The organism is Streptomyces sp. NPDC079167 (genome assembly GCF_040686735.1).
In the GTDB taxonomy this organism is placed as follows: Bacteria; Actinomycetota; Actinomycetes; order Streptomycetales; family Streptomycetaceae; genus Streptomyces.
Map to the genome: position 1 here is coordinate 172,509 of NZ_JBFBLO010000007.1, position 19,744 is coordinate 192,252.

At 71.1% G+C, this 19,744-nt stretch carries 17 protein-coding genes and 1 pseudogene; 6 read left to right on the forward strand and 12 right to left on the reverse strand.

Features of this window, described 5'->3' with window-relative positions; translation table 11 throughout:
- Positions 1-165: 165 nt before the first annotated feature.
- On the forward strand, positions 166-789 hold the full coding sequence (locus AB0P41_RS17010; RefSeq protein ID WP_365932837.1) for a helix-turn-helix transcriptional regulator: 624 nt from the start codon (positions 166-168) through the stop codon (positions 787-789).
- A gap of 68 nt (positions 790-857) precedes the next feature.
- On the opposite strand, the gene AB0P41_RS17015 is transcribed toward AB0P41_RS17010, so the two are convergent.
- Entirely contained in the window at positions 858-1,883 is a 1,026-nt protein-coding gene (locus tag AB0P41_RS17015; protein WP_073745343.1) for an ATP-dependent 6-phosphofructokinase, read from the reverse strand.
- Positions 1,884-2,124: 241 nt separating this feature from the next.
- Between AB0P41_RS17015 and pta the strand changes: the two genes are divergently transcribed.
- From pta to pyk, 3 genes are all read left to right on the forward strand, one after another.
- On the forward strand, positions 2,125-4,197 hold the full coding sequence (pta, locus tag AB0P41_RS17020) for a phosphate acetyltransferase (RefSeq protein ID WP_365932669.1): 2,073 nt from the start codon (positions 2,125-2,127) through the stop codon (positions 4,195-4,197).
- 4 nt (positions 4,198-4,201) lie between these two features.
- A complete protein-coding gene (locus tag AB0P41_RS17025; RefSeq protein ID WP_365932671.1) occupies positions 4,202-5,443 on the forward strand; it encodes an acetate kinase in 1,242 nt (413 codons plus the stop codon).
- 74 nt (positions 5,444-5,517) lie between these two features.
- Positions 5,518-6,945 (forward strand): pyruvate kinase, encoded by a 1,428-nt coding sequence (gene pyk / locus AB0P41_RS17030; RefSeq protein ID WP_356711521.1) that lies wholly within the window; start codon positions 5,518-5,520, stop codon positions 6,943-6,945.
- A gap of 91 nt (positions 6,946-7,036) precedes the next feature.
- Here the strand turns inward: pyk and AB0P41_RS17035 are convergent, their stop codons facing one another.
- The 4 genes from AB0P41_RS17035 to AB0P41_RS17050 form a co-directional block, all read right to left on the reverse strand.
- Positions 7,037-8,344, reverse strand: a complete 1,308-nt coding sequence (locus AB0P41_RS17035; protein WP_365932839.1) for a hypothetical protein — start codon at positions 8,342-8,344, stop codon at positions 7,037-7,039.
- A complete protein-coding gene (locus AB0P41_RS17040) occupies positions 8,334-8,900 on the reverse strand; it encodes a DUF6114 domain-containing protein (RefSeq protein WP_365932672.1) in 567 nt (188 codons plus the stop codon). The genes AB0P41_RS17035 and AB0P41_RS17040 overlap by 11 nt, the downstream gene beginning before the upstream one ends.
- 92 nt (positions 8,901-8,992) lie before the next feature.
- A complete protein-coding gene (locus AB0P41_RS17045) occupies positions 8,993-9,634 on the reverse strand; it encodes a DUF6230 family protein (RefSeq protein WP_104789203.1) in 642 nt (213 codons plus the stop codon).
- A gap of 600 nt (positions 9,635-10,234) precedes the next feature.
- On the reverse strand, positions 10,235-11,212 hold the full coding sequence (locus tag AB0P41_RS17050; protein WP_365932674.1) for a tetratricopeptide repeat protein: 978 nt from the start codon (positions 11,210-11,212) through the stop codon (positions 10,235-10,237).
- Positions 11,213-11,528: 316 nt separating this feature from the next.
- On the opposite strand from AB0P41_RS17050, the gene AB0P41_RS17055 reads away from it, so the two are divergent.
- Complete coding sequence (locus tag AB0P41_RS17055; RefSeq protein ID WP_356711527.1) at positions 11,529-12,164, forward strand: TetR/AcrR family transcriptional regulator; 636 nt, start codon at positions 11,529-11,531, stop codon at positions 12,162-12,164.
- 7 nt (positions 12,165-12,171) lie between these two features.
- Here the strand turns inward: AB0P41_RS17055 and AB0P41_RS17060 are convergent, their stop codons facing one another.
- The 4 genes and pseudogenes from AB0P41_RS17060 to AB0P41_RS17075 form a co-directional block, all read right to left on the reverse strand.
- The gene (locus AB0P41_RS17060) at positions 12,172-13,872 is read right to left on the reverse strand and encodes a methylmalonyl-CoA mutase family protein (protein ID WP_356711529.1); all 1,701 of its coding nucleotides are present in this window, start codon (positions 13,870-13,872) and stop codon (positions 12,172-12,174) included.
- A gap of 84 nt (positions 13,873-13,956) precedes the next feature.
- On the reverse strand, positions 13,957-14,289 hold the full coding sequence (locus tag AB0P41_RS17065) for a DUF3817 domain-containing protein (RefSeq protein WP_356711531.1): 333 nt from the start codon (positions 14,287-14,289) through the stop codon (positions 13,957-13,959).
- Between the two features lie 63 nt (positions 14,290-14,352).
- Positions 14,353-14,862: a MarR family transcriptional regulator gene (locus AB0P41_RS17070; protein WP_356711533.1), complete on the reverse strand. Its 510-nt coding sequence runs from the start codon at positions 14,860-14,862 to the stop codon at positions 14,353-14,355.
- Positions 14,863-14,872: 10 nt separating this feature from the next.
- Positions 14,873-16,244 (reverse strand): annotated as a pseudogene (locus tag AB0P41_RS17075) (MFS transporter).
- A gap of 69 nt (positions 16,245-16,313) precedes the next feature.
- Between AB0P41_RS17075 and AB0P41_RS17080 the strand changes: the two are divergent.
- Entirely contained in the window at positions 16,314-17,300 is a 987-nt protein-coding gene (locus AB0P41_RS17080; RefSeq protein ID WP_365932677.1) for a DUF5937 family protein, read from the forward strand.
- A gap of 45 nt (positions 17,301-17,345) precedes the next feature.
- On the opposite strand, the gene AB0P41_RS17085 is transcribed toward AB0P41_RS17080, so the two are convergent.
- The 3 genes from AB0P41_RS17085 to AB0P41_RS17095 form a co-directional block, all read right to left on the reverse strand.
- The gene (locus AB0P41_RS17085) at positions 17,346-18,728 is read right to left on the reverse strand and encodes a glycosyl transferase (RefSeq protein ID WP_365932679.1); all 1,383 of its coding nucleotides are present in this window, start codon (positions 18,726-18,728) and stop codon (positions 17,346-17,348) included.
- Positions 18,729-18,891: 163 nt separating this feature from the next.
- Entirely contained in the window at positions 18,892-19,185 is a 294-nt protein-coding gene (locus tag AB0P41_RS17090; RefSeq protein ID WP_015578763.1) for an MTH1187 family thiamine-binding protein, read from the reverse strand.
- Entirely contained in the window at positions 19,182-19,532 is a 351-nt protein-coding gene (locus tag AB0P41_RS17095) for a DUF3817 domain-containing protein (RefSeq protein ID WP_356711541.1), read from the reverse strand. The genes AB0P41_RS17090 and AB0P41_RS17095 overlap by 4 nt, the downstream gene beginning before the upstream one ends.
- Positions 19,533-19,744: the final 212 nt, after the last annotated feature.

The following is a 19,744-nucleotide window of genomic DNA, read 5'->3' on the forward strand; positions in this document are numbered from 1 at the left end:
TGGTCCTGCCCGCCCCCGGGGCGGCACACTAGGAGGATCATACGAAGGGTGAACTGATAGGAACAGCCTGTAGCCAGGCCGTTCCCGGCCTTCTACGGTGGGGCCGTGCACCCCACCCCGCCCTTCAACGCCCCCGCCGCGCGCCGCCTCCGCGAGGCGCTGGGAATGGCTCCCGGACATGTTGCGTACGGGCTCGGCGCCCAGTACGGACTTCAAATCACCGCCGAGACCGTGATGGCCTGGGAACGCGGCACGGCGCTGCCCGGCGAACGCGAACTGATGGCGCTGGCCGGAGTGCTGTGGTGCGCGCCCGGCGAACTGCTGGCCGCGGCGAGCACCTTGCGCGAGCACCGGATCGCCCGGGACGTCGCGGTGGACGATCTGGCGCGGACCCTCGGGATGACGGCCGCCGCGTACCAGCGGATCGAGGAGTCGGGCCGCTGGCGCGGCAACGAGCGCCAGGCCCTGGCGCTCTGCGTCGCGCTGGACATGTCGGCCGCGCAGTTCCTGACGGCGACCGGCCGGAACGGGGAGCTGGCGGACCTGCTGACCAGGGCGGTCACGACGCGTTGGCAGGCGTACGTACGCCCGGTGGACAAGCTCGTGCCGCTGGACCGCATCCTGGTCCAGAACGTGCTGGAGCAGTTGCACACCGACTACCAGTCGCTGATGGTGTCGACGCTGAGCTGGAACACCACGGGCCGGGACCGGACGGGGACGGCGGGCGAGGAGGGGCGTGAGTTCCTGGACCGCGTGGTCGAGGAGTTCTGGCGCACGGCCGGCATCTGAGAGCGTCCGGACGTACGCGTGGGACGGCCCCGGCCGTCCGGGGAGGACCGGCCGGGGCGGGCGGAGCGTCAGAAGACCGACTCGGCCTCGTACATCCGGTCGCTGGGGACGGTCTTCAGCCGGGTCACGGCGTCCGCCAGCGGGGCCATCACGATCTCGGTCCCGCGCAGCGCCGTCATCCGGCCGAAGTCGCCTCGGTGCACGGCCTCCACGGCGTTCCACCCGAAGCGGGTCGCGAGCACCCGGTCGTACGCGGTCGGCGTGCCGCCGCGCTGCACATGACCGAGAATGACCGGCCTGGCCTCCTTGCCGAGGCGCAGTTCCAGCTCGGCGGCGAGGCGGTTGCCGATGCCCTTGAAGCGCTCGTGGCCGAACTGGTCGATCTCACCCTTGGCGTACGGCATGGAGCCCTCGGCCGGGTGCGCCCCCTCGGCGACGCAGATGACGGCGAACTTCTTGCCGCGTGCGAAGCGTTCCTCGACCATCTTGACCAGGTCGTCGACCTGGAAGGGCCGCTCCGGCAGGCAGATGCCGTGGGCACCGCCGGCCATGCCGGACTCCAGCGCGATCCAGCCCGCGTGGCGGCCCATGACCTCGACGACCATGACCCGCTGGTGCGACTCGGCGGTGGTCTTGAGCCGGTCTATGGCCTCGGTGGCGACGCCGACGGCGGTGTCGAAGCCGAAGGTCCGGTCGGTGGCGGAGATGTCGTTGTCGATGGTCTTCGGGACGCCGACGACGGGCATCCCGGCGTCGGACAGCATGCGGGCCGCGGTGAGCGTGCCCTCGCCACCGATCGGGATGAGCGCGTCGATGCCGTAACGGAGGGAGAGTTCCGCGCAGTTCTCGGCGGCCTCGCGCAGCCGGTCGCGCTCCAGCCGCGCCGAGCCGAGGATCGTGCCGCCGCGGGCCAGGATGCCGCTGACCGCGTTCAGGTCGAGGGGCCGGAAGTGGCCGTCGAGCAGCCCCTTGAAGCCGTCCTCGAAGCCGATGACCTCATCGCCGTGGCCCACCACGGCGCGGTGCACGACCGACCGGATCACAGCGTTCAGGCCTGGGCAGTCGCCGCCTGCGGTGAGAATTCCGATGCGCATCCTGCTCTGTCTCCTGCTCGCTAGTGCCATGCATTCCGGGGACCGTCGTGAAACCCCCGTACCGTGAGCCACGACGATTGTCCCACGCCGAGCCGGGCCCCCGCGCTTCCGACCGCGTCGCACGGAACCGTACGGGCCCGGTGCCGGCCCGTGGCGGGCACCCTGCCCGGCGGGCGGCTCACCTGCCCCGGTAGGTATCGTCAAAGGGACAATGCCAGCCAAACAGGACGGGAGACCACGCGTGGCGCGCAGTGTGTACGTGACCGGGATCGACCGGGGAGACGGCCGCCAGGTCGTCGATCTGGGAGTCATGGAGCTACTGACGCGTCAGGTCGACCGGGTCGGTGTCTTCCGGCCGCTCGTCCACGACGGACCCGACCGGCTGTTCGAGCTGCTCCGGGCCCGCTACCGGCTCTCGCAGAGTGCGGAGACGGTCTTCGGTCTCGACTACCAGGAGGCCTCCGCCGTCCAGGCCGAGAAGGGGACGGACGAACTGGTCTCGCTGCTCGTCGAGCGCTTCCACCGGGTGGCCCGCGACTACGAGGTGGTGCTGGTCCTCGGCAGCGACTTCGCCGCCACCCAGCTCCCCGACGAGCTGGCACTGAACGCGAGGCTCGCCAACGAGTTCGGCGCCTCGGTGATCGCGGTGGTCGGCGGCAAGGACCAGGACGCCGAGTCCGTACGGGCCGAGACGCGCAACGCCTACCGGGCGTACGCCGGCCTCGGCTGCGACGTCCTGGCGATGATCGTGAACCGGGTGGCGTCCGAGGACCGTACGGACATCGCCGAGCGCCTGAAGGCGCAGCTTCCGGTCCCCTGCTCCGTGCTGCCGGACGATCCCGCGCTCTCCGCGCCGACGGTCGCCCAGATCACCACCGCACTGGGCGGAACGGTTCTGCTCGGCGACGACTCGGGCCTGGCCAGGGACGCGCTGGACTTCGTGTTCGGCGGCGCCATGCTGCCGAACCTCCTCAAGGCCCTGACGCCGGGCTGCATGGTGGTGACCCCCGGCGACCGCGCGGACCTGGTCATCGGCTCGCTGGCCGCGCACAGCGCCGGCACCCCGCCCATCGCGGGCGTCCTGCTGACCCTGAACGAGCGTCCCGGCGAGGAGATACTCCGGCTGGCCGCCCGCCTCGCGCCGGGCACCCCGGTCGTCGCGGTGACCGGCGGGTCCTTCCCCACGGCGGGTGAACTCTTCGCCCTGGAGGGAAAGTTGAACGCGGCGACGCCCCGCAAGGCGGAGACCGCCCTCGGCCTCTTCGAGCGCCATGTGGACACCGGTGCGCTGCTGGAGCGGATCTCGGTGGCCCGCAGCGGCCGGGTCACCCCGATGATGTTCGAGCACGAGCTGCTGGAACAGGCGCGTTCGGACCGGCGCCGGGTCGTCCTGCCCGAGGGCACCGAGGAGCGCGTCCTGCGCGCCGCGGACGTGCTGCTGCGCCGCGACGTCTGCGACCTGACCCTCCTCGGGGACACCGACGTCATCCGCAAGAAGGCCGCCGACCTGGGCATCGACCTCGCGGAGACACAGCTCGTCGATCCGGGAACCTCCGAGCTGCGCCAGAGCTTCGCCGAGCGGTACGCCGTGCTGCGCGCGCACCGCGGGGTGACGGTGGAGCTGGCGTACGACGTCGTCTCGGACGTCAACTACTTCGGCACCCTGATGGTCCAGGAGGGGCTGGCCGACGGCATGGTCTCCGGCTCGGTGCACTCCACGGCGGCCACGATCCGGCCGGCGTTCGAGATCATCAAGACCAAGCCGGAGGCGTCCATCGTCTCGTCGGTCTTCTTCATGTGCCTCGCCGACAAGGTCCTGGTCTACGGCGACTGCGCCGTCAACCCGGATCCGGACGCGGAGCAGCTCGCGGACATCGCGGTGCAGTCGGCGGTCACCGCCGCCCGCTTCGGCGTGGATCCCAGAATCGCGATGCTCTCGTACTCGACGGGCACCTCGGGCACGGGCGCCGACGTCGACAAGGTGCGGGAGGCCACGGAGCGGGTACGCGCCTCACGGCCGGACCTGAGGATCGAGGGCCCGATCCAGTACGACGCGGCGGTCGAGCCGACCGTCGCCGCGACCAAGCTGCCTGCGTCGGAGGTGGCGGGCCGCGCGACCGTTCTGATCTTCCCGGACCTCAACACCGGCAACAACACCTACAAGGCGGTCCAGCGTTCGGCGGGCGCGGTCGCGGTCGGCCCGGTCCTCCAGGGGCTGCGCAAGCCGGTCAACGACCTCTCCCGCGGCGCGCTGGTCCAGGACATCGTCAACACGGTGGCCATCACCGCGATCCAGGCCCAGGGCGAGGAATGACGCGATGACCACCGACCCGACCAGCGGAGGTTCCCGCTCCATGAATGACGCGCACCGCGTACTCGTGCTGAATTCCGGCTCCTCGTCGGTGAAGTACCAGCTGCTGGACATGCGCGACCGGTCGAGGCTCGCCACCGGCCTCGTCGAGCGGATCGGCGAGTCGTCCTCCCGGCTGGTGCACACACCGATGAAGGGCGGGGAGACCCGCGAGCGCACCGGCAGGATCTCCGGCCACGACGAGGCCCTGAAGGCGGCGGCCGACGAGCTGGCGGCCGACGGTCTTGGCCTGGACTCCCCCGAACTGGCGGCGATCGGCCACCGGGTGGTGCACGGCGGGCTGAAGTTCAGCGAGCCCACCGTGATCACCGACGAGGTGCTGAAGGAGATCGAGCGGCTCGTCCCCGTCGCCCCGCTGCACAACCCGGCGAACATCACCGGGATCCGTACGGCGCGGGCACTGCGCCCGGACCTGCCGCAGGTCGCCGTCTTCGACACGGCGTTCCACACGACGATCCCGGAGCACGCGGCGCGGTACGCGATCGATGTCGAGACCGCCGACGCGCACCGGATCCGCCGCTACGGCTTCCACGGCACCTCGCACGCGTACGTCTCGCGCAGGACGGCCGAGCTGCTGGGCCGGCCGGTGGCCGACGTGAACGTGATCGTGCTCCACCTGGGGAACGGCGCCTCGGCCTCCGCGGTGGCGGGCGGCCGGTGCGTGGAGACGTCGATGGGACTGACCCCCTTGGAGGGGCTGGTCATGGGTACGCGTTCCGGGGACATCGATCCGGCCGTCACCTTCCACCTGAAGCGGGTGGCGGGTATGTCGGCGGACGAGATCGACGTCCTGCTGAACAAGAAGAGCGGCCTGGTCGGTCTCTGCGGCGACAACGACATGCGGGAGATCCGGCGCCGGGTGGACGAGGGCGACGAGCGTGCCGCGCTCGCGTTCGACATCTACATCCACCGGCTGAAGAAGTACATCGGCGCCTATTCGGCGGTCCTCGGCCGGGTGGACGCCGTGGTGTTCACGGCGGGGGTCGGGGAGAACTCGGCCCCGGTGCGGGAGGCTGCGCTCGCGGGACTGGAGGGTTTCGGCCTGGCCGTGGACGCCGGCCGCAACGCCGCGCGGTCGGGCGAACCGCGGCTGGTCTCGCCCGACGGCGCCCGGGTGGCGGTCGCCGTCGTGCCTACGGACGAGGAGCTGGAGATCGCCGGCCAGACCTTCGGTCTGGTCCACAACTGAGCGGGGCCGCGCCCCTTTGTATCTTCCACCAGACGGAATATTCCGCAGTGAAACAAACCGATAGGATCCGCCTCATGCGCCGTTCCAAAATCGTCTGCACCCTCGGTCCCGCCGTCGACTCCCATGAGCAGCTCGTCGCTCTGATCGAGGCCGGCATGAGCGTGGCCCGTTTCAACTTCAGTCACGGATCCCACGAGGAGCACCAAGGCCGTTACGACCGCGTCCGCAAGGCCGCCGCCGAGTCCGGCCGCGCGGTCGGCGTGCTCGCCGACCTCCAGGGCCCCAAGATCCGCCTCGGGAAGTTCGCCGAGGGTCCGGTGGAACTGGTCCGCGGGGACGAGTTCGTCATCACCTCGGAGGAGGTCGCCGGCGACAAGTCCATCTGCGGCACCACCTACAAGGGGCTGCCCGGCGACGTCACCAAGGGTGACCCGATCCTGATCAACGACGGCAACGTCGAGCTGAAGGTCGTCTCGGTCGACGGCCCCCGGGTGACCACCATCGTCATCGAGGGCGGTGTCATCTCCGACCACAAGGGGATCAACCTCCCCGGTGCGGCGGTCAACGTCCCCGCGCTGTCCGAGAAGGACGTCGAGGACCTGCGGTTCGCCCTGCGGATGGGCTGTGACCTGGTCGCGCTGTCCTTCGTGCGGGACGCCGAGGACGTCAAGGACGTGCACAAGGTGATGGACGAGGAGGGCCGCCGGGTCCCCGTCATCGCCAAGGTCGAGAAGCCGCAGGCCGTCGAGCACATGGAGGGCGTCGTCGCCGCCTTCGACGGTGTGATGGTCGCCCGTGGTGACCTCGCCGTCGAGTATCCGCTCGAGAAGGTCCCGATGGTGCAGAAGCGCCTCATCGAGCTGTGCCGCCGCAACGCGAAGCCGGTGATCGTGGCGACCCAGATGATGGAGTCGATGATCACCAACTCGCGCCCGACCCGCGCCGAGGCGTCCGACGTCGCCAACGCGATCCTGGACGGCGCGGACGCGGTCATGCTGTCGGCGGAGTCGTCCGTCGGCGCGTACCCGATCGAGACGGTCAAGACGATGGCGAAGATCGTCGTCGCCGCCGAGGAGGAGCTCCTGTCCAAGGGCCTCCAGCCGCTGGTGCCGGGCAAGAAGCCGCGCACACAGGGCGGTTCGGTCGCCCGCGCGGCCGCCGAGATCGCGGACTTCCTGGACGGCAAGGCGCTGGTGGCCTTCACCAAGTCCGGTGACACGGCCCGCCGCCTCTCCCGTTACCGCGCCGCGCAGCCGATCCTGGCCTTCACCACGGAGGAGTCGACCCGCAACCAGCTCGCGCTGAGCTGGGGCGTGGAGTCCTACGTCGTGCCGCACGTGGACAACACGGACGCCATGGTCGACCTGGTGGACGCGGAGCTGCTGAAGCTGAACCGCTACAGCGACGGCGACACGATGGTCATCACCGCCGGCTCGCCTCCCGGCGTCCCCGGCACCACCAACATGGTCCGGGTGCACCACCTGAGCGGCGAGCGCGCCTGACGCGCCGTACGCCACCGACGACCGTGGCCCGCACCCCCGTTCTCACGGGGGTGCGGGCCACGGCGTCGTGCGGCTCCCGGACGGGTCCTGACTAGCTGTTGCCGCCGGTGAAGTAGTTCTGCAGTCCGGGGACCTTGAGCGAGCCGCCGAACTGGCCGGCCTGGGTCACCGTCGCGTCGGTGAAGAAGGCGAAGGGCACGTTCAGCGGCGGCGGGGTCTCCGGGCTGAAGGTGACGGGGATGAGGCCGAAGAGGTTGCCCTCCAGGCTCTCGGTGTACATCGTCACCTGGCCGTTGCGGATGGTGGAGGTGGAACCCTCCTCCGCCTTGACGTGCCCGGTGGTGCCGGCCGGACCCTTCGTCAGCTGGTGCAGGTCCTTGATGTCGATGGTGTCCGCGGTGAACTTCAGCACCTTCTTGATGCTGCCGCTGTACGTCTTCACCTCGACGATGCCCGCGTAGTCCAGCCCGGTGAGCGTGAGCTTCGAGGTCTCCAGCGTCCACGGGTCGTCCGGGAGCAGCGGGAGTCCCTCCTCCAGCTCGGCGGCGGCGAGCGCCTCGGGGTCGGGGGTCGGGCAGGGGAAGCGCTCCTTGGCGCCGTCCGGGATGTCCTCGTCCTTCACCGGGTCGAGGCCCTTGACGTCGTCGTCGAGCTCCTCGACCTCCTCGCCCGCCTTCTCGGCCGCGTCGCGGATGGCGTCGGCGGTCTTGTCGACCGTGTCCTCCACCGCGTCCGTGGCCTTCTCCGCGGGCTTCGTGGTGGCGCTCTCCGTCGGCTTCGGGGCCTCGGTGGTGGCGCTGGGGGACGGCTCGGCCGTCTCCTTGTCCGGTCCGTCGAAGAGGTCCTTGAGCGCGTCGCCTACTCCCAGCGGGTCGAGGGGGTTCTTCGACTCCGTGGGCGTGGGGGCGGCCGAGGTGGCGGCCTTGTCCGCGGATGCCTCCGTGGACTTCGCGTCCTCGTCCTCGTCCTCGTCCTCGGACGCGCCGGCGCTCGCACTCGCGGAAGGGGCCGGGGACGCGGTCGCGTCGTCCTTGCCCGCGTCGTCCTTGCCCGCGTCGTCCTTGCCCGCGTCGTCCTTGCCCGCGCCGTCGGACGGCGAGGCGCTCGGGGTCGGCTCCGTCTCCGGTTCCTCCGACTCGGACGGCTCGTCGGAGCGGGTGACACAGGGCCCGGGTGCGAACGGTATATCCGAGTTGTCGTCGGCCATGGCCAGCTTGGGGGTGAGTCCCATGCCCACGAAGACGGCCGTCGGCATCGCGGCGAGCGCGAACGCCTTCTTGCCCGCGGGCATGTGCAGCTTCGTCAGGAGTGACTTCCTGGGCGCCGCGTGGCGGGGCCCGCTCCGCTCCGGAACGTCGTCCGGACCGAAGTCGTTCGTCTGCCTGCCGTCACCCCGCACGATGCCTCCCACCGTCGGCCTCCGCCGCCGTCTCGAAGAGCATCGGCCTCCGCGGGGCCTCAGCCGTGTCGTGGGGCTCCTGGCGGCGCTCAGGCGTCCCGGGGGCGCCGTCCCTGGACACCTGCGCCTCCGGACCCTCGGAGGCCGGGACACTCCTCTCCTCGGCCGGGGCCCAGGAGATCGAGAGTGCTCCGCCGAGGAGGGCGAACAGGAAGCCGATGATGAAGCCGCCTATGTTGGCGACCGGTATGGAGATCAGCGCGAGCAGGATCGCGGCGACGCCTGCGAACACCCGCACGATGTGGTGGAACCACATCGTGAATCCCAGCGTGATCAGCAGGATCCCGATGATCAGCGAACCCGCACCCGCGGTGGTGGACATCGCGATCGTCATGTTGCCGAGGTGCATGTTGGCGTACGGGAAGTACGCGATGGGTAGACCACCCAGGATGGTGAACAGGCCCGCCCAGAACGGCCGGTTACCCCGCCAGGTGCGGAATCCCCGCCGGTAGACGGTGAGGTAGTGCTCGTTCTGCCCTGTGGACTCGGGGCTCATGGAAAACAGCTCCCTGGAACCGGTACTGCTGTGAGAAGAGAAGGGGTGGGCGGCCGAGGCCCCTCACGGAGCTCCGGCCACCCGGGCGAGTGCTAGAAGCACTCCTTGACGCCCTTGTGCAGCTTCAGGCTCAGGTTGCTGAGCTTGAAGGTGCCGGCGGTGGTCGCCCACGCCGTCTGCTCCACGTTGGACAGCGTGGCCGTCTCGGCACGCTGCGCGAAGCCGTTCGGGTTGACGGCCTTCTCTGTGCCGGGCTGGATACCGGGCTTGCCCACCGAACCGGCGGCGACGCCGATGTCGATGTTCTCGAAGTACGCGTCCGCGTCGAGCTGTGCGACGTCGAGGTACAGGTTCGTCGCCTCGACGGGCTTCTTCGGGTCGGTACCCGCATTCAGCTCCAGGCTGACGCTGCCGAGACCGAACGGAAGGTCAGGCGTGACCACCGACTGGCACATGTTGGTGATCGTGGCGCTGCTGAAGCCGGAGACGGCGACCGGGTGCGCCGCATCCTTGCCCTTGAGGTCCTTGCCGACAGCTACGCTGCCGTACTGGACGAAGTCCTTACCGACGAGCTTGTCGGTGGAGACCTTGAAGCTCTGGCCGGAGACGCTGAAGGACGCGGCCAGCGCGCCCTGCGCCAGACCGACGCCGACCGCTGCGGTCGCGACGACGCTCGGCACCATGACCAGAGCGAAACGCTTCCATCTGGTACCACCGCGAACCTGCGAACTCATAAATTTCCTCCTTCTCGGACGTACATCTCCGGTACGGGCATGGTGCCCGCCCTGGGATGGGAGAAGTGCTACGTCCTCGGGAAGGAGAGCGCCCGGACCGGAGGCGCGTACCGCATCCGAATCACCGGCGATCACCCCCGAGCGACAACCACTGGCCGCGCGTCTGCGCAACCGGTTCGGACAGGCCCTGCCCAGGGGCAGGAACCCCCCTGTCCGCGATCGGCGCCACTGCCGCCGACCACCCGGTGGGGACCCAAAGGACCCGCCTGCACCGACTGGCCGCCGGACTGGGGGGTATTGGACCGAGCGTGGCCGATCGTGGTGCATTCGCGGCCCGGACACAAGGGGGGTCGTTACTGACTAGTAACGACCCGATAACCAGGACACGACAGGGGGGCACCGCCCGGCCACACAGGGTGGCCCCGGGGCGGCGGGCGAACGGCGGGATTACGGCCCGAAACCGGACAGACCTTCGGAGGTGATTTACTGCGAGTAACAGCAGTGTTCTTTATCAAGTTTTGGTAAAGCGGACGTGTCCGTTGTCGTTCGCCCGCGAAAACGGCCGTGGCGCCCGGAGGGCTCCACGGCCGTGTTGTCACATCAGAACAAGACGCGCGCCAGGGCCGTCCGCGCCGCGGTGACCCGGGGGTCGTCGGGGCCGATCACCTCGAAGAGCTCCAGGAGCCGCACCCGTACGGCGTCGCGGTCGTCGCCGACATTACGGCGGACGGTCTCGACGAGCCGGCCGAAGGCGTCCTCGACGTGTCCGCCCACCAGGTCCAGATCGGCCGCGGCCATCTGCGCCGCCGGCAGTTCCGGATTCTCCGCGGCCTCCTTGCGGACCTGTTGCGGATCCATGCCCGCGACACGGCCCAGCAGTTCGGCCTGGGCGAGACCCAGCTTCGCCTCGGTGTTGACCGGGTCGACGGCCAGGACGCTCCTGTAGGCCTGGACCGCGCCGTCGAAGTCATTGGCGTCCAGCGCCTGCGCGGCGGCTTCCAGCTGCGCGTCGTACGGCCCCGCCGGCACCTCCGCGGGGGCGCTCTCCTCGCCACCCGCCCCGGCGTCCGCGTCGACGGCGATCCCGGTCAGACCGAACCGCTCCTCGCCGACCTGGATCAGCTGGTCCAGCGTCTGGCGGATCTGGCTCTCGGGGGCCGCGCCCTGGAAGAGCGGGAGCGCCTGTCCGGCCACCACGGCGAAGACCGCCGGGATGCCCTGGATCCCGAACTGCTGCATCAGCATCTGGTTGGCGTCGACATCGACCTTGGCGAGCACGAAACGGCCGTTGTACTCGACGGCGAGGCGCTCCAGGAGCGGGCCGAGCTGCTTGCACGGCTCGCACCACTCGGCCCAGAAGTCGATGACGACCGGGACTTCGGTGGAGCGCTGGAGGACGTCGGTCTCAAAACCCGCCTCGTCGACGTCGATCACCAGGGAGGCGGGGGTCACGGCACCGCCGCCCCCCTGCCGGGCGGACTCGGCGCGGGCCTGCTCCGCCTTCGCCTTGGCGTCGCCGGCCGCCTTCACAGCGGCGAGGTCGACGACGCCGCTCATGGACATGTTCCTAGGCTGCATACGTACATCCTCCCCCCTGCGCGCACTGTTCCGGAAAGCGATCCGCGAACCGGCTCCGCCCACAGCCGCGCCGGTGTGCGCGACGGGCGGACGGAAACGGTCCCGGGGCCCTGAAAACCCCGTGTCGGCGCCGGGTCCCCACCCGGTGCCTGTGGCTGTCGATCGGTCGTGGCGTGACGACGGACGGACCGTCGCTTCTTTCGCTACGGGTCGTAGCGTAACTGGCAGTACCCCCTCCGGGGCAAGAGCGCCCGGTGATCTGTCTCACGGGCTCCCGGCCCGGTCAGCAGTACTTACCGGCCGGTATGGTCGCCGCATGCTGAGCCGCAGCCCAACCGGACCCTCCCGTTCCGGACGACCCCGCAGTGCTGAAGCCGATGCCGCGATCCTCGAGGCGACCCGTGCGTCGCTGGTCGACCTCGGCTGGTCGAAGCTGACGATGGGCGATGTGGCGACGAGGGCGGGGGTCGCCAAGACGACGCTCTACCGCCGCTGGGCCGGCAAGAACGAGCTGGTGGTGGACGCGGTCGCCGTCCTCTTCGACGAGCTGGAGCTGCCCGACCTCGGCAGCCTCGCGGCCGACGTGGAAGCCGTGGTCCTCCAGTTCGCTGCGCTGCTGGAGCGGCCGGAGACCAAGACGGCGCTGATGGCGGTGGTCGCCGAGTCGACGCGGGACGAGGCCCTGCGGGACCGTATACGCGGTTCGATCGTGACCCGGCAGAAGCACCTCGTGCTCCAGGGACGGGAGCGGGCGCAGCGGCGCGGCGAACTGCCCGTCGAGCCGGACGCGGTGGTGGCGGCCCGCACCGCCGACCTGATCTTCGACGTGATCGCGGGCGCCGTGGTGCACCGCGCGCTGGTGAGCGCCGAGCCCGTCGACACCGACTGGGCCCAGCGCTTCACCCTGCTGCTGCTCTCGGGACTGGGAGCGGCGGCGACGCGGGAGGACTGAGCGCGCCTCAGAAGCCCGGCGGCTCCGTGTAGACGCCCCACTCGTCGCGCAGGACCCCGCAGATCTCGCCGAGGGTCGCCTCCGCCCGTACGGCCTCCAGCATCGGCGCGATCATGTTGGAGCCGTCGCGTGCGGCGGCCAGCATCGCGTCCAGCGCGCCACGGACCTTCGCCTCCTCGCGGCCCTCCTTGCGCCCGGCGAGCTCGCGCACCTGCTCGCGTTCGACCTCGTGGCTGACGCGCAGGATCTCCAGATCGCCGGTGACGGACCCGTGGTGGACGTTGACGCCCACGACCCGCTTCTCGCCCTTCTCCAGGGACTGCTGGTAACGGAAGGCCGATTCGGCGGTCTCGCCGGTGAACCAGCCGTCTTCGATGCCGCGCAGGATCCCGGAGGTCATCGGCCCGATGGGGTGCTCGCCGTCCGGGTGCGCCCGGGTGCCACGCTCCTTGATCTGCTCGAAGATCTTCTCGGCGTCGGCCTCGATGCGGTCGGTGAGCTGCTCGACGTACCACGAACCGCCCAGCGGGTCGGCGACGTTGGCGACCCCGGTCTCCTCCATGAGCACCTGCTGGGTGCGCAGCGCGATCTCGGCGGCCTGCTCGGAGGGCAGGGCGAGCGTCTCGTCCAGGGCGTTGGTGTGCAGGGAGTTGGTGCCGCCCAGGACGGCGGAGAGCGCCTCCACGGCGGTGCGTACGACGTTGTTGTACGGCTGCTGGGCGGTGAGCGAGACACCGGCGGTCTGGGTGTGGAAGCGGAGCCACTGCGCCTTGTCGGTCTGCGCGCCGTACGTCTCCTTCATCCAGCGGGCCCAGATCCGGCGGGCCGCGCGGAACTTGGCGATCTCCTCGAAGAAGTCGAGGTGCGCGTCGAAGAAGAAGGAGAGCCCGGGGGCGAAGGTGTCGACGTCCAGGCCCCGGGAGAGACCGAGCTCCACGTAGCCGAAGCCGTCGGCGAGGGTGTACGCGAGCTCCTGTGCGGCCGTGGCCCCGGCCTCGCGGATGTGGTAGCCGGAGACCGACAGCGGCTTGTAGTCGGGGATGTCGCGGGCGCAGTGCTCCATCAGGTCACCGATGAGCCGCAGATGGGGCTCGGGCTGGAAGAGCCACTCCTTCTGTGCGATGTACTCCTTGAAGATGTCGGTCTGGAGCGTGCCGTTGAGCACGGCCGGGTCGATGCCCTGGCGCTCCGCGGCGACCAGGTACATGCAGAAGACCGGGACGGCGGGCCCGCTGATCGTCATCGAGGTGGTGACGTCGCCGAGCGGGATGCCCCGGAACAGGACCTCCATGTCGGCCGCGGAGTCGATGGCGACGCCGCAGTGGCCGACCTCGCCGAGCGAGCGGGGGTCGTCGGAGTCGCGGCCCATCAGGGTCGGCATGTCGAAGGCGACGCTGAGTCCCCCGCCGCCGTTGGCCAGGATCGTCTTGTACCGCTCGTTGGTCTGCTCGGCGTTGCCGAAGCCGGCGAACTGGCGGATCGTCCAGGTACGGCCCCGGTAGCCGGTCGGGTGGAGCCCCCGGGTGAAGGGGTACTCGCCGGGCCAGCCGATCCGCTCGAAGCCTTCGTACGTGTCGCCGGGGCGCGGCCCGTACACCGGCTCCACCGGGTCGCCGGAGAGCGTGGTGAAGTCCGCGTCGCGCTTGCGGGCCTTGTCGTAACGGGCCTGCCAGCGGCGGCGGCCTTCCTCGATCGCATGAGCGTCCATGGAGACAAATTTACTAGGACGTCCTAGTAAATGTCGACGGCAAACCGCCCGGCGCTTCGCGCGGGGCGGTCCGGGCGGTGCGGATCAGGCCTTGACGGCCTGCGGGGAGCTGTCGGCGATCAGCGGCTCGACCTCCCGGACCACGGTGCGCTCGACGAAGAACGCGGCGGTCGGGATCGTCCCGGAGACCAGAACCCAGAGCAGCTTGCCGACCGGCCACTTCGCCTTGGAACCGAGGTCGAAGGCGAAGATCAGGTAGATGATGTAGAGGACACCGTGGACCTGCGAGACGACGAGTGTCACGCTCTCACCGGTGTCGAAGCCGTACTTGAAGACCATGGACACACACAGGATCAACAGCATCACGGCGGTGACGTAGGCCATCACCCGGTAGCGGGTCAGCACACTGCGTTTCATGACATCGAGCGTAACCGGGAGGCCGGGGCGATCTTGCGGCGCCCTGCCCCTCACGGAAGGGCCCTACTTGTCCTCGAAGTCCTGCGCGGCCACCCGCAGCGGGCGCAGCATGGCGAAGATCTCGGCGCACTCCTCGTCGTCGTACGCCCCGAGCCCGAAGTCCATCGCCATCAGGTCCTGGCTGGCCGCCTCGACGACCTCCCGGCCCTTGTCCGTGATGGAGGCCAGGGTTCCGCGGCCGTCGTTGGGGTTGGGGCGCTTGTCGACCAGCCCCGAGCGCACCAGCCGGTCGACGGTGTTCGTCACGGAGGTGGGGTGCACCATCAGGCGCTCGCCGATCTTGGACATCGGCAGCTCGCCGGCCTGGGAGAAGGTGAGCAGGACCAGCGCCTCGTAGCGGGCGAACGTCAGCCCGTACGGTTTCACCACCGCGTCCACCTCGGCGAGCAGGATCTGCTGCGCACGCATGATCGACGTGATCGCGCCCATCGAGGGCACCGGCCCCCAGCGCCGGTGCCAGAGTTCCTCGGCGCGGGCGATGGGATCGAAGGGGAGGCTGAGCGGCTTCGGCACGGCAACGACCTTACCCACTGGTCACATGGCGGTCAGCCCCGTCTCGCACTTCGGTACCGGACGCGAGTTCTACGCACCTCGACGACCAGCAGGAGCGTGCAGGCGGTACCGATCGCCCCGGAGTACGCGACCACCTGGTGCACCGGGAGGAATTCGGCCGCCAGCCCCGCGAGGGCCATACCGAGTCCCTGGAACGTCATCAGCCCGGCGGTGAGGAGCGTCATCGCCCGGCCCCGCAGATGTTCGGGTACCGCCTCGACGAACCACTGGTCGAGCCCGATGACGTAGGCCGCCCCGGCCCCGGCCAGCACGAGGGCGGCCACGGCCAGGGCGGTCCCCGGGCGGACCGCGTACACCACTAGGGGCAGCAGCCCCAGCGCGGCGGCCGGCAGCACGATCCGGGAGCGGGAGCGGGGGCCGAGCGCGGTCGCCACGTACAGCTCGGCACCGATGTGGCCCACGGCCATCGCGCACATCAGCAGTCCGACGACGGCCGGGCCGGCGCCGATTCCGGCGGCGTACGGCGCCGCGAGGGCCTCCGGGGCGACCACGAAGAAGGCCGGCACCCAGAAGAGCAGGAGCAGACCCCGGATCCCGCGGTCCCCCAGGACGGCGCGGGCCCCGGCGAGCGACTCCTTGAGAAGCGTGCCGTCGGCGTCCCCACCCGTGCGGGCGGGCCGGTTCCGGGTGCCGAGGCGCAGCAACGCGGCCGAGCAGACGAACGTCACGACGGTGACCGTGATCGCTCCGCGCGGGGACAGCGCGGTGAGCAGCATCCCGCCCGCACCGAAACCGATGAGCATGGCACTCTGCGAGACCAGACGCAGCAGTGAGCGGCCCAGGACGTAGAGGTCGCCCTCGCCGAGGATGTCGGTGAGGGCCGCCGTCCGTGTCCCGGTGAAGACGGGTGCGACGGCGGCCACGAGGCAGCGCAGCGCGAGAAGCCCCGCGACGGGCGTGCCGGGGAGCACCATCACGGCGACGCAGCCGGCGCAGACCAGGTCGCAGACGACGAGGACGCGGCGGGCGGGGTACCGGTCGGCGACCCCCGCGAAGAGCGTGCCGCCGACGATGTACGGCAGGAAGCCGAGAGCGAAGGTGAGGGCGGACAGGAGGGGTGAGCCGGTGAGGTCGTAGACCAGCACGGTGAGCGCCAGCTCGCTGACGACCACGCCGAGGAGGGAGAGCAGATGGGCGGCGAAGACCGCCCGGAACTCCCGTACGGCGAAGACCGCGCGGTAGCCCTTGGCTCGGGGTTCTGCCTCCGGAGCGGGGCCCGGGTCGGACGAGGAGTTCCGCTCCGGAGGCAGGGCCGGTGACAGCGCCTCGACGGCGGGCGCTTCGCGGGGTGTTCCCGCCGGGGTGGTGGTGTCTTTCGGCATGGACGCAGCGTGGCGCAGCCGCCCGGCCCCTCCGTAGACTTTCGGCTCACGCCGAATCCCGAGGGCCTCATGCCGTTCCATCTGTACTTCGACGAGCGCGATCTGCTCCGCTGCCGATTCGCGCTCTCCCCGCTCTGGGAGACGCAGGAGGCCGTGCGCACCCTCGGCCGTCCCGGCCGGCACGGCTACCACCTGCCCTGGCTCCGGCGGGTCAAGGAGGACGCCGCCGGGCTCGACCTCGCGCCGCTGTGGCTGCTGATGCCGGAGCGCGGCCACAACCCCGACTTCATCTGCCCGCCGCCCCTCGGGCCGCTCACCACCTTCGCCGAGGAGGTGGCGGCCGTACGCGCCACGGATCCGGCGACCGCCCGCGAGGACATGGCGCTCGCGCTCGCCGACACCCCGGGCGCCCTGCGCTCCCCCGCCGGCCGGCGGATGCTGGCCGACCCGGCCCGCACGGTGCAGGAACTGGCGGACCTCCTGGAGCGTGCCTGGCAGGTGATGGTCGAGCCGCACTGGCCCCGGCTGCGCGCCCTGCTGGAGGCAGACATCGCTTACCACTCGCGCCGCCTCGCAGAGGTGGGTTTCGAGCGGCTGCTCGGCGAGGTGAGTCCCCGGCTGCACTGGGCGGACTCGACCCTGACGGTGGCCGGCACCAGCGGGAACCACAGCCGTGTCCTGGGCGGGCAGGGGCTGGTCCTGATGCCCAGCGTCTTCGTCTGGCCGGATGTGGTCGGCGGCTACGAGCCCCCCTGGCAGCCCGCGGTGATCTACCCCGCGCGTGGCATCGGCGGGCTGTGGACGGAGTCCGCCGACCGGACGCCGGACGCCCTCGCCCGGCTGCTGGGGAGGGCCCGCGCCGACGTGCTGTGCGCCCTCGGCGAACCGGCCGGGACGAGCGCGCTGGCGCACCGGCTCTCGCTCGCCCCGTCCTCGGTGTCCGCCCATCTGTCGGCGCTGCGCGCGGCGGGCCTGCTCACCTCGCGGCGCTACGGGCACCAGGTGCTCTACGAGCGCACCCCGCTGGGCATCGCGCTGGCGGCGCAGGAACCGTAGGCCGCGGCGCCCGGGCGGGGCGGGGCGGCGAGACGGTCCGCCGGGTCAGGCCCCCGCGGCCGGGGTCCCCGCCGCGGTGGCGAGCGCGGGCTCCGTCTCCTGGCCCGCGCCGGTCGCGCGGGGCCGGTCCGGTGCGCCCTCGCCGTACGCGCGTTCCCGCAGCAGCGTGAACGCGCGGGCCGCGAGCGGCGCGAGGGCGATCAGCAGGGCGAGCACCGCCCAGCCACGGGCCGGCGCGTGGACGGTGGCCGCCAGGCAGCCCAGCGCGCCGAGCAGCCCGGCGGCGGTGGCCAGGGGATGGTGGACGAGGAGCAGGGTGTAGCCGACGAGCCGGCCGGGCGGCACCCGGAACAGCGCCTTCCCGTACTCCCGCAGCAGCTCCGCCCTGGGCCGGTCCGGCCGCCGGCCGTGGCGGTCCGCCGGGGTGGCGTGCCCCTCACGGCAGGCCGGCGCGTCCGGGGTGTGGACGGAACGCCAGTACTGCCCGGTCCCCGGGTTGAGGCGCCGGTGGATCTCCAGGCCGGTGGCCGTGTCCTCGGTGCCGGAACCCTGGAAGCCGCCGGCCTGGCGCAGTGCGGTGACGCGTACGACGCTTCCGGGGCCGGCGAGCACGGGCGCGCCGTAACGGTTGCCCGCGCTCTGCGCCAGGGCGTGGAAGTCCTGGCCGCCGGCGAGCCTCGGGCCGACGACGAACGCGGTGTCCGGGTCGCGGAAGTAGCCCGTCGTCCGCTCGAGGAAGCCGGGCAGCGGGACGTGACCGGTGTCCACCGAGGCGAGGAGGTCGTACCCGTCACCGTGCTTGGCGATCCAGGCGTTGAGGTTGCCGTGCTCCGTGCCGGCCTGGTGCGGGCCCGCCTCCTGGTTCCACTCGGGCACCCCGAGGCGGGTGAAGTGGTGCACGCCCAGCTCGGCGCAGAGCATCCTGGCCTCCGGGTCGTCGCCCTCGTCGAGCAGCCAGAGGTCCAGCGGCCCTGGGTGCCGCATCCGTGCCGCGCCCTCCAGGCCGGCCCGCACCGCGGAGAGGGGCTCCCTCCCGGGTACGTACGTGGTGAGGAAGGCGACCCGGGTGCCGGGCTCCGGCGTCACCGGAACCGGGTCCCTGGCCACGGCCACGGCGTGCACGGCCAGGGCGAGGCCGACCGGTGCGAGCACGGCGACCAGGCCGAGGGCGGCCACCGTCACGGCGTCGGCGAGACCGGGCCACGCCTCATCGCTCCCGCGCGCGGCCCGGTGGGCGGGCAGGACCAGGAAGAGCAGCACGAGCCCTGCGGACACGGGGGCGAGCGCCGACGGGAGCACCGCTCGTATTCGGTGCCACCCGGTGCGTGGCAGGCCGCGGTACCGCACCCGGTACGGCGTCGCGGGCTCCGCGAGCGGGCATGCGGGCAGGCTGCCGCCCGCGCCCTGGTCACGTCTTTCCGACGGCATCGCGCCTCCAACGGTCGGATATGCCGGTGTCCCCACAGAAGGGGAGAACCGGCGGGGCGGCGACCCGGCTGGTCCGAGTGAGCGGATTTCTTCGCCCGAACGGAACGGGCCCCCCGGCGCCGGACGGCGTCGGGGGGCCCGTGGTACGCGTAGGGACGGGGCGTCAGCCCGCCAGGTGCCGCTCCACCGTCTCGACCTTGGAGGTCAGACCGTCGGTGACGCCCGGCCGGATGTCGGCCTTCAGTACGAGGGAGACGCGGCCCGCACGGGCCTCGACGGCGGCGACGGCACGCTTCACGACGTCCATGACCTCGTCCCACTCGCCCTCGATCGAGGTGAACATCGCGTCCGTGCGGTTGGGCAGCCCGGACTCGCGGACGACACGGACGGCGTCGGCGACGTACTCACCGACGTCCTCGCCGACGCCCAAAGGGCTGACGGAGAAGGCGACGATCATGCGCTGACCGTCCCCTCGGCGCGGGCGCGGGCGGCGATGACGCCGTCGGCCTCGTACTTCTTGAGCAGCTTCTCGCCGTAGAGCCCGCCGAAGGGGATCACCGCGAGGACGAAGAACAGGGCGACACGCTTGAACGGCCACTTGGCCTTGTGCCACACGTCCAGCAGGAACACCAGGTAGATCGTGAACAGGATGCCGTGCAGCGCGCCGAGCGGCGGCATCAGGAAGTCGATGTCCGAGACCCGCATGAGCAGCGAGCCGAAGATGAGCAGCGCCGGGAAGGACAGCGCCTCGGGAAGCGAGATGAGGCGCAGCCGGTGCAGGGCGGAAGCGGTCTTGATGTCCACGAGGGCACCTTCGGTGGGTGGGAGGGGCGTGTCGGCTTGTGAAAGCAGGCACAAGCAGGTCCATTGTGGCATCGCCCCCGGCTCCCCGGGGCAGGGGGGCCGTGTCCGGGCTCCCGGCACGTATCCGCGCATATCAGGGTCATGTCGGGGTCGGGATCGGCCGCCGGGCCCTGTCGGGCCGGGCTCCCCTGCGGCTAACGTCGCACTGTGGC

Coding starts and splice junctions, on each gene's coding strand:
- AB0P41_RS17010 (WP_365932837.1), top strand. CDS start 166: ATGGCTCCCGGACATGTTGCGTACGGGCTCGGCGCCCAGTACGGACTT.
- AB0P41_RS17015 (WP_073745343.1), bottom strand. CDS start 1,883: ATGCGCATCGGAATTCTCACCGCAGGCGGCGACTGCCCAGGCCTGAAC.
- AB0P41_RS17025 (WP_365932671.1), top strand. CDS start 4,202: ATGACCACCGACCCGACCAGCGGAGGTTCCCGCTCCATGAATGACGCG.
- pyk (WP_356711521.1), top strand. CDS start 5,518: ATGCGCCGTTCCAAAATCGTCTGCACCCTCGGTCCCGCCGTCGACTCC.
- AB0P41_RS17040 (WP_365932672.1), bottom strand. CDS start 8,900: ATGAGCCCCGAGTCCACAGGGCAGAACGAGCACTACCTCACCGTCTAC.
- AB0P41_RS17045 (WP_104789203.1), bottom strand. CDS start 9,634: ATGAGTTCGCAGGTTCGCGGTGGTACCAGATGGAAGCGTTTCGCTCTG.
- AB0P41_RS17050 (WP_365932674.1), bottom strand. CDS start 11,212: ATGCAGCCTAGGAACATGTCCATGAGCGGCGTCGTCGACCTCGCCGCT.
- AB0P41_RS17055 (WP_356711527.1), top strand. CDS start 11,529: ATGCTGAGCCGCAGCCCAACCGGACCCTCCCGTTCCGGACGACCCCGC.
- AB0P41_RS17060 (WP_356711529.1), bottom strand. CDS start 13,872: ATGGACGCTCATGCGATCGAGGAAGGCCGCCGCCGCTGGCAGGCCCGT.
- AB0P41_RS17065 (WP_356711531.1), bottom strand. CDS start 14,289: ATGAAACGCAGTGTGCTGACCCGCTACCGGGTGATGGCCTACGTCACC.
- AB0P41_RS17080 (WP_365932677.1), top strand. CDS start 16,314: ATGCCGTTCCATCTGTACTTCGACGAGCGCGATCTGCTCCGCTGCCGA.
- AB0P41_RS17085 (WP_365932679.1), bottom strand. CDS start 18,728: ATGCCGTCGGAAAGACGTGACCAGGGCGCGGGCGGCAGCCTGCCCGCA.
- AB0P41_RS17090 (WP_015578763.1), bottom strand. CDS start 19,185: ATGATCGTCGCCTTCTCCGTCAGCCCTTTGGGCGTCGGCGAGGACGTC.